Source organism: Streptomyces atriruber (genome assembly GCF_001418325.1).
Taxonomy (GTDB): Bacteria; Actinomycetota; Actinomycetes; order Streptomycetales; family Streptomycetaceae; genus Streptomyces; species Streptomyces atriruber.
On the sequence record NZ_LIPN01000197.1, the window covers coordinates 1 to 5,349 of the forward strand.

Annotated in this window: 7 protein-coding genes; 4 read left to right on the forward strand and 3 right to left on the reverse strand. The window is 67.8% G+C overall.

Annotated elements, in window-relative coordinates; translation table 11 throughout:
- The coding region (locus AOK03_RS21600) for an MFS transporter (RefSeq protein WP_244177689.1) at positions 1-652 on the reverse strand (652 nt) is incomplete at its 3' end.
- Between the two features lie 95 nt (positions 653-747).
- Here AOK03_RS21600 and AOK03_RS21605 point away from each other — a divergent pair.
- From AOK03_RS21605 to AOK03_RS21615, 3 genes are all read left to right on the forward strand, one after another.
- Positions 748-1,323, forward strand: a complete 576-nt coding sequence (locus AOK03_RS21605) for a CGNR zinc finger domain-containing protein (RefSeq protein ID WP_055566966.1) — start codon at positions 748-750, stop codon at positions 1,321-1,323.
- Between the two features lie 163 nt (positions 1,324-1,486).
- On the forward strand, positions 1,487-1,984 hold the full coding sequence (locus tag AOK03_RS21610; RefSeq protein WP_107098056.1) for a mycothiol transferase: 498 nt from the start codon (positions 1,487-1,489) through the stop codon (positions 1,982-1,984).
- A gap of 269 nt (positions 1,985-2,253) precedes the next feature.
- Positions 2,254-2,805: a GNAT family N-acetyltransferase gene (locus AOK03_RS21615; protein ID WP_055566968.1), complete on the forward strand. Its 552-nt coding sequence runs from the start codon at positions 2,254-2,256 to the stop codon at positions 2,803-2,805.
- Between the two features lie 27 nt (positions 2,806-2,832).
- Here the strand turns inward: AOK03_RS21615 and AOK03_RS42685 are convergent, their stop codons facing one another.
- Together AOK03_RS42685 and AOK03_RS21625 are read right to left on the reverse strand one after the other, a co-directional pair.
- Positions 2,833-3,399 carry a hypothetical protein gene (locus AOK03_RS42685; RefSeq protein ID WP_157869035.1) on the reverse strand — a complete coding sequence of 189 codons (567 nt, stop codon included), beginning with the start codon at positions 3,397-3,399 and terminating at the stop codon, positions 2,833-2,835.
- Between the two features lie 35 nt (positions 3,400-3,434).
- Entirely contained in the window at positions 3,435-3,956 is a 522-nt protein-coding gene (locus AOK03_RS21625; RefSeq protein WP_157869036.1) for a zinc metalloprotease, read from the reverse strand.
- Between the two features lie 437 nt (positions 3,957-4,393).
- On the opposite strand from AOK03_RS21625, the gene AOK03_RS21630 reads away from it, so the two are divergent.
- On the forward strand, positions 4,394-4,837 hold the full coding sequence (locus AOK03_RS21630; protein ID WP_055566971.1) for a cupin domain-containing protein: 444 nt from the start codon (positions 4,394-4,396) through the stop codon (positions 4,835-4,837).
- Positions 4,838-5,349: the final 512 nt, after the last annotated feature.

A 5,349-nucleotide genomic window follows, 5' to 3' on the forward strand; every position in this document is an offset into this window, starting at 1 on the left:
CGCCCGCGCCCCCCCTCCCGCCCCCATCCCCGCTCCCGCTCCCGGCCTCGGCCTCGGCTGCAGTCTGGACGGCCCGCGGTGGGTCACCGGGAAGGGCATGGCCTACCACGAGAGAGCAGAGCAGGCAGGTCACGGCGTCGGCGACGAACAGCCAGCGCAGGTCCCATCGTCCCAGCCCCGCAGCGAGCAGGCCTGCTCCCATGCCTGCCGCTGCCAAGGCGGCGTTGAGCAGGCCGTAGGCGCGTATACGTTCCGTGGGCCCCACCGCGTCGGCGATCATTGCCTGGCTCGGCGGCTCGTAGAGTTCGAAGACGAGTCCAAGCAGTACGACGAAGACGACCGTCATGGCCAGACTGCCTGCCGCGGCGATGCCGAACTGGGCGACGGCGCAGCCGGCCAGTCCGACGACAATGGTGCGGCGCCGTCCCAACCGGTCCGTCAGATGACCGCCGACCAGCCGGGAGGGGACCGTCGCCAGTCCGAAGGCAGCCGAGATCAACCCGGCGGTAGCGCTGTTCGCGCCGTACTGCGTGGTGATCAGCACGGTGAGGAAGGACAGCGAGAACGCTCCGAGCCGATTGACGGCACGTGCGCCGATGAGCCACCACACTGTGCGCGGTAAGGCCTGGTCGGCGCCCGGAAGCAGTCGCACCGGTCCGCACTCCCCTCCCGCTCCCCATTCGTGACTGGCGAATTGCATAATGACAGTCACTGACATTAGATCTCGAAGGAGTGACCGGTCAAGTGATGTTCGACAGTCACATCGCGACGCTGCTGGATGTGGCGGTCGCACTCGTCAACGAACTGACCGACGGCGCGCGCCGCGGAAAGGCCTACGTGGCGCCCCGCGAAACCGACTTGCCCGACGCCGTCCTGGCCGCCCTACCGCCCGGCAGCCTCAGCCGCGAAGAGGTCGGACAGGGACCGGCCGAGTTCCTGGCCCGAACCGCCGGGCAACTGCGCGACGTCTTCGCCGCTGTGGACAGCGGCGACATCGATGCAGCGGCCGCCACCCTCAACACCCTCCTGCGCGCCACCGGCGCCCGCCCCCAACTGGACCGCGTGCCCGGAGAGCCCTGGCAGGTCCACTTCCACGGCACCGAAGACTCCCTCGCCATCGGCTGGAGCGCGGGCTGCGCCACCGCCCTCGCGCTGGCGCTCGGCAGCGACCTGGCCGGACGCCTGGGCATCTGCCGCGCCCCGAAATGCGATCGCGTCTACGTCGACGCCTCGCGCAACGCCGCCAAGCAGTTCTGCTCCCCGGCCTGCCAGAGCCGCGTCAAGGCGGCCGCGCACCGGGCGCGCAGAGCGGCGAGCACGTGAGTGGCGGCGTGAAGCGCTGAGCGGCCAACCAGCCCCGGACCGAGCAGCCCTGGTCGACACCAAGCGCCTCCGTACCCGCTACGAGCGGCGCGCCGACCTCCACCACGGCATCCTCGAACGCTCGGCGAGCCGAATGTCAGTGGGGCCGCATAGGGTCCGAGCCATGGCGGACACTGAACTGACGGCGCTGCTCGCCGTCCTGAACAGTAAGCGCGAGCACGTCCTCGGCATCCTGGAGGGCTTGGACGACGAGGCGCTGCGGCGCCCGGTTCTCCCGTCCGGCTGGACATGCCTTGGACTGGTGCACCATCTCGCCCTGGACGACGAGAAATTCTGGTTCCGCGCGGTTGCCGCGGGGGAGCGGGCGGCCATCGAGGAGATCCTTGGGTCCGGGGACAGTGCGTGGCAGCCTGCCCCGGAGAAGACAGCCGAGGAGGTCTTCGCCCTCTACCGGAGGGAAGGGGAGCTCGCCGACGCCTTTCTGGCCGACGCCGACCTGGCAGCCGCCCCGCAGTGGTGGCCGGACTTCTTCGGTGACTGGCGCCTCGACAGCCTGCGCGAGGTCATCCTCCACGTGATCACCGAGACTGCCACCCACGCCGGTCACTTGGACGCCGTGCGCGAACTCATCGACGGCAGACAGCGGCTGGTTCTCTCGTGACGGGAGTGCCACTCCGCTCGGTCGGCCGAGATCGTCGAACACGAGCTTCAGGGCGCAACTGCTTCTGAATCGACCAGTTGGTCGTCGGCGCCAGAAGCCCTTCGGGGCGGACACGGATCCCACGGCCGGATCCCAGGGCCGGATCCCAGGGCCGGATCCCGGGACTGGAGCCAGGGACTGGAGCCAGGGACCGGAGCCAGGGACCGGAGCCCAGGGGCCGATGTGAATTCAGTTGCGATGAGCACCGGGCCAGATGCGAGTATCGGCAGATGAAGCACGTCATCAGGGCCGTACGGCACGAAGACTGGACCAAGATCAAGACGCTGCGCCTGGACGCGCTGCGGGATCCGGTCGCGCATCTCGCGTTCCACGAGACCCACGAGCAGGCCGCCGCCCAGCCCGATGGCTTCTGGCAGGACCGTGCTGCGGGAGCGGCCGAGGGCAAGACCGTCCGGCAGTTCGTCGCGGAGGACGCGGACGGACGCTGGCTCGGCACGCTCTCCGTCCTCGTCGAACGGCGCGGCGTCGAAAGCTTTTTCGCCGACGTCCCTGAGGTGTCCCAGACACACATCGTGGGCGTCTTCGTCCGGCCCGAGGCGCGCGGCACCGGGCTCGCGGAAGACCTCCTGCAAGCCGCCCTGGAGTGGTCCTGGTCGCTGACCGAGCCGCAGGTCGAGCGCGTCCGGCTCTTCGTGCACGAGGACAACGCCCGAGCGGAGGCGATGTACGGCAAGGTCGGTTTCAAGCGCACCGGCCACACAGTCCCCGCTGCCGCGGATCCCACGCGCAGCGATCACGAGCTCGCCCTCTCCCGCGGCTGAAGGCGCCGAGTCCGGAACTGGCGGGCCTCAGCGGGGCGAGACGTCGATTTCGTGGCGTACGGCCCAGGTCCAGTACTCGGCGACCGTCCGTCCGGCGGGCGCGGCGACGGCGGACATGGCGGGGACGGAGGCGGGTGCGGAATCGGATGAGGGGGCGTGTGCGGGTGCGGTCAGACCGGCGATGGGGGTGAGGGTCGTCTCCAGGAGCACGGCGTGGCTGCGGCCGTCCGGCACCCGACCGGTGGCAAAGACGTAGGAGGAACCCTCGGCCAGTGGTTCATGGCCCTGCTCGTAGCTGACAGCGACGGTGCCGCGGAGCTTCCCTTTGAACACATGGCCGACGCGCACGGCGTAGAGGTCGGAGAAGACGCCGTACACATCACGTTCCCCGCTGCGACGCACGACGGTGCCGGCGAACACATCGTCCGCTGTCCCCGCCACCTGCCGGGCGTCACGCGGATCGTAGAGGGTGACCGCCTCTCCGGAACTGCCGCCTTCCTGAAGCCCGGTGAGGCCGTACGCGCCCCAGACGGCAGCCGCCAGCACCGTCACTCCTGCCGTGGCGACCGCCAGACGGCGGAGAAGACCACTCATGGTTCTGCCCTTCTGTCTGTCCTTCTGTCCGCCCTTCAGCCCCACAGCGCGTGATAGTTCTTCCGGTCCCGTGGTGTCGGTCTGCCGTTGGACGGCATGTCGAACGTGTTCGGAGCCAACAACGAGCGGTAGGCCGACGGGTTCTTGTGGCAGAACCCCAAGGCGTGACCGAGCTCGTGCGCGGCGATCATCCGTCGGGACCGGGTGTCCCCGTACGCCTTGCCAGCCCCCAGGTACGCCCTGTTGAGCTGCACGGCATCCGTGCCCGGCATTCCCTTCCAGCGTCCGAGGATGTTCTTCCACGGAGCCCGGGCGGTGTTGACGTCCGACCATTCCAGGTCGGCGATACGGCTTGCGTCGTCGGCGGGGAACTTCACCCGATGGAGTCCGTTCCGGGTCCAGGCCCGGTGGGCGTGCCGCCGTGCGTCATCGAACCGGGTCTCGTCCTCCCAGGCGATCTCGTCGCCGTCCACGGACGAACGCGCCCGTGAGTCCCTGAGGCCGTCGATGCACGATGCCGGTGCCGCGGCCCGCAGAGTCGCGGCCTGCGCGGTCACCGGCTGAGCGGTGACGAGGACGACAGCAAGAGCTGTTGCGGTCAGCAAAGCGCACGCAGGCCGCGGGCCCGAGGGCGGCGGGGGAGAAGCGCAGGCTCGGCGAGATCCGTGAGTGCTGTGTGTGCTGCGTGCGCTGCGAGTGGTGCGTGCGCTGCGGGTTTCGTGAGTTCTGCGAGACGTGACGCTGTGGGCGGCGGTGAGGGGTGTACGCATGCGGGCTCCAATCGAAGATCACACCATGAGGTCTTCGTAGCCCGCCGAGACCTCCGGTCGGACCGGGACAGGCGGAGCGTCACCCGTATGCGAGACATCCCAGTGGCTCACCGGCTCACCGGCTGAGCAGTATTTGCCGATACGGCAACCTTGATTGCTGGTATGGGAGAGTGGAGGCAGGCTGATGCCCAGTCAAGGTAGTTCGAAAGACGGGGAGTTGCGTGATGAGTGTGACCACGGGCGACAGCGCACGGCGAAGCGCCGACGACAAGGGGCCGCTGGGCAATCGCGTCCACCATGTCCGAGCGGGCGAGCTGGACGGTTACGCCGCCATCAGCGGAGGGACGGTCGGCTCGAAGAACCTCTGGATGGGCATGGTGGAGAACCCGCCGCTGAGCGCGACCGACAATCATCATCATGGTGCGTCAGAGGCGGGCATCTACGTGGTCAGCGGCCACCCGGTGTTCGTCTACCACGACGGCACGAAGGAGGTGCGGGTCGCGGCGGGCCCCGGCGACTTCTTCCTGGTGCCTCCGTTCGTCCCGCACCGGGAGGAGAACCCCGACCCGGACGAACCCGCGGTGGTCGTCATCGCCCGCACCACGCAAGAGCCGATCAAGGTCTCCGTGCCGGAGCTGTACCAACTTGCAGAGGAGGAAGCGCAGTAGAAGGGCGCGTGCGCGAAATCTCTGTGACAGCAGAGTGAAATCATGACCCGGCTGAGCGTATGAGGCACGCGCTCAGCCGGTGGCGGGCCGACTGGGAGTCGGCCCGTTTTCATTTTTCACCGATGCTCACGGCTCACGATTCACGGCTTGCGGCCCGGGATGCGCGGTGCCGGGAGGAGAGGCAAGGAATCGGTATTCCGTGTGCTGTACGCATATTCAACCAGTTCCGGAATGCTTTACTCCGATACCTGCCTCGGTGAGCAGTGGGGAATTGCATTGGCGAACTGATCCATCTTCATCATCTGAGTTACGGATCGTATTCAGCTTCAGCGACTGAACTGCAGGCAAATATAAATGATCAGGCCTGCTTGTAGGCATCAACAGGTTGCGCTTTGTTCACATTCCAGTATGTGCCGGATGCCCGCTGGCACTCCCAATTTTGACGCGACTCGTGCCGCAAGCCGCCCCTTGCGCCTAGGACTTATGGCTTAGGGCTTGTGGGTGTGTTTGGT

What these genes read in the sequence shown, in the direction of transcription:
- AOK03_RS21610 (WP_107098056.1), top strand. Translation starts at nt 1,487, where the DNA reads ATGGCGGACACTGAACTGACGGCGCTGCTCGCCGTCCTGAACAGTAAG.
- AOK03_RS21615 (WP_055566968.1), top strand. Translation starts at nt 2,254, where the DNA reads ATGAAGCACGTCATCAGGGCCGTACGGCACGAAGACTGGACCAAGATC.
- AOK03_RS21605 (WP_055566966.1), top strand. Translation starts at nt 748, where the DNA reads ATGTTCGACAGTCACATCGCGACGCTGCTGGATGTGGCGGTCGCACTC.
- AOK03_RS21630 (WP_055566971.1), top strand. Translation starts at nt 4,394, where the DNA reads ATGAGTGTGACCACGGGCGACAGCGCACGGCGAAGCGCCGACGACAAG.
- AOK03_RS42685 (WP_157869035.1), bottom strand. Translation starts at nt 3,399, where the DNA reads ATGAGTGGTCTTCTCCGCCGTCTGGCGGTCGCCACGGCAGGAGTGACG.